Source organism: Kitasatospora sp. MBT63 (assembly GCF_000710465.2).
Taxonomy (GTDB): Bacteria; Actinomycetota; Actinomycetes; order Streptomycetales; family Streptomycetaceae; genus Kitasatospora.
The window spans coordinates 16,256-18,572 of record NZ_JAIZ01000836.1; the positions used below are offsets into that span (position 1 = coordinate 16,256).

At 77.6% G+C, this 2,317-nt stretch carries 1 protein-coding gene; it reads right to left on the reverse strand.

Translation table 11 applies throughout. The annotated features are described in order from the left end of the window. On the reverse strand, positions 1 to 2,166 hold a 2,166-nt coding region (locus AA75_RS44165; RefSeq protein WP_063794565.1), incomplete at its 3' end, for a bifunctional [glutamine synthetase] adenylyltransferase/[glutamine synthetase]-adenylyl-L-tyrosine phosphorylase. Between the last annotated feature and the right edge of the window lie 151 nt (positions 2,167 to 2,317).

Here is a 2,317-nt window from a genome sequence, read left to right on the forward strand (position 1 = left end):
CCCCGCGATGCAGGCCTTCAGCGCGCCCTGCAGGGTGGCGGCGTTGAGCGCGGTGAGTGCCTCGCCTGCGGTGTCCAGGGCGCGCGCCGGGTCCGGGTCGAGGCGGCCGAGCAGGTCGGCGGCGCTGGTGCGGAACAGCTCCCGGCGGCGCACCGCGCGGGCGGCGGCCACCCCGGCGGCGGCGGTGGGGGCGCGGCCGACGGCCGCCAGGATCTCCTGCTCCAGGGCGGGCCGGCCGCGCGGCACCAGGCCCTGCGGGTCGCCGAGCATGGCGACCGCCTCGGGGGCGCGCAGCAGCAGGTCGGGGGCGAGCCGGCCGGCCGACAGGACCCGGGCCAGCCGCTCGGCGGCGGCGCCCTCGTCGCGCAGCAGCCGCAGGTACCAGGGGGTGCGGCCGAGGGCGTCGGAGACCTGCCGGAAGTTGAGCAGGCCGGCGTCGGGGTCGGCGGAGTCGGCGAACCAGCCGAGCAGGACCGGCAGCAGGGTGCGCTGGATGGCCGCCTTGCGGCTGACGCCGGAGGCCAGCGCGGTGAGGTGGCGCAGGGCGGCGGCGGGGTCGGCGTAGCCGAGCGCCTCCAGCCTGGCCTTGGCGGCGGCCGGGGTCAGTCCGGCGGGTCCGAGCGCCGCGTGGTCCAGGGCGGCGGCGCCGGCCGGGAGTTCGGCCACCGCGTCCAGCAGCGGCCGGTAGAACAGCCGCTCGTGCAGCCGCCTGACCTCGACGGCGTGCCGCTTCCACTCACGGTCCAGCGCGGCGACCGGGTCGGCCCGGGTGTCGTCGTTGATCAGCGGGGAGAGCGACCGGGCGAGCCGGCGCAGGTCGTCCGGGTCGGTGGGGACCAGGTGGGTGCGGCGCAGCCGGTGGAGCTGGATGCGGTGCTCCAGGGCGCGCAGGAAGCGGTAGGCCGCGTCGAGCGAGGCGGCGTCGGCCCGGCCGACGTAGCCGCCGTCGCTGAGGGCGGCCAGCGCCCGGAGAGTGTTGCCGCTGCGCAGTGTGGGGTCGGTGCGGCCGTGCACCAGCTGGAGCAGCTGGACGGCGAACTCGACGTCGCGCAGGCCGCCGGGCCCGAGCTTGAGCTGCCGCCCGACCTCGGTGGCGGGGATCGCGTCGACCACCCGGCGGCGCATCTGCTGGACGTCGGTGACGAAGTTCTCCCGGGCGGCGGCCTGCCACACCAGCGGGGCGATGGCCTCGGCGTAGGCGGCGCCGAGGTCGGCGTCGCCGGCCACCGGGCGGGCCTTGAGCAGGGCCTGGAACTCCCAGGTCTTGGCCCAGCGCTGGTAGTAGGCGAGGTGGCTGGCGAGGGTGCGCACCAGCGGGCCGTTGCGGCCCTCGGGGCGCAGGTTGGCGTCGACGGGCCAGATGGTGCCCTCGCCGGTGGTGTCGGAGCACAGCCGCATGGTGCGGGCGGCGAGCCGGGTGGCGGCCCGGGTGGCCCGCTGCTCCTCGACGCCGTCGGCGGGCTCGGCCACGAAGATCACGTCGACGTCGGAGACGTAGTTGAGCTCGCGGCCGCCGCACTTGCCCATGCCGATCACGGCGAGCCGGCAGTCCGCGGCGGCCTCCTGGTCCTCGTCGGCGGCGAGGTCGAGGGCGGTCTGCAGGGTGGCGCCGGCCAGGTCGGCGAGTTCGGCGGAGGTCTGCGGCAGGTCGGTGGTGCCGCTCAGGTCGCGGGCGGCGATGGTGAGCAGGCAGCGCCGGTATGCGGCGCGCAGGGCGTCCGGGCGGGCGGGCGGCGCGGCGGCGCGGACCCGCTCGGAGAGTTCGCGCCGGAACTCGGCCTGGCCGGGGTGCATGTCGCGCTGTTCGAAGGTGACCAGGGCGTGCCAGTCGCGGGGGTGGCGGGCGAGGTGGTCGGCGAGCGCGGCGGAGGCGCCGAGGGTGCCGAGCAGCCGGTCGCGCAGCGGTTTGGAGCCGGTCAGGGTGTCGCGCAGGGCGGCCCGTTCGGGCTCGTCCAGGGCCTCCAGCAGGTGGGCGAGGCCGCGCAGGGCGAGGTCGGGGTCGGCGGTGGAGCCGAGGGCGTCGATCAGGACCGGGTCGGCGGCCAGTCCGTGCAGCGCCGGTTCGGCGAGCAGCCGCAGGGCGTGTTCGGGGTCGGTGAACCCGCGTCGGACCAGACGGATCTCCGGCCGGCTGGTCCGGCTCCCGGACCGATCCTCCAGTGCCATGGCCCCTCCGGTACGGCGGCAGACCCGCGCGAGATGCGCGGGTCTATGAGCCTACGAGTGATGAGCCTACGATCCCGTGCCTCCCGCGCGCTCCCCCGGCCCGACCGGCCCGGCCGCCGGCAGCGCGCCGGCGACCGGCCGGCCCGCCTGC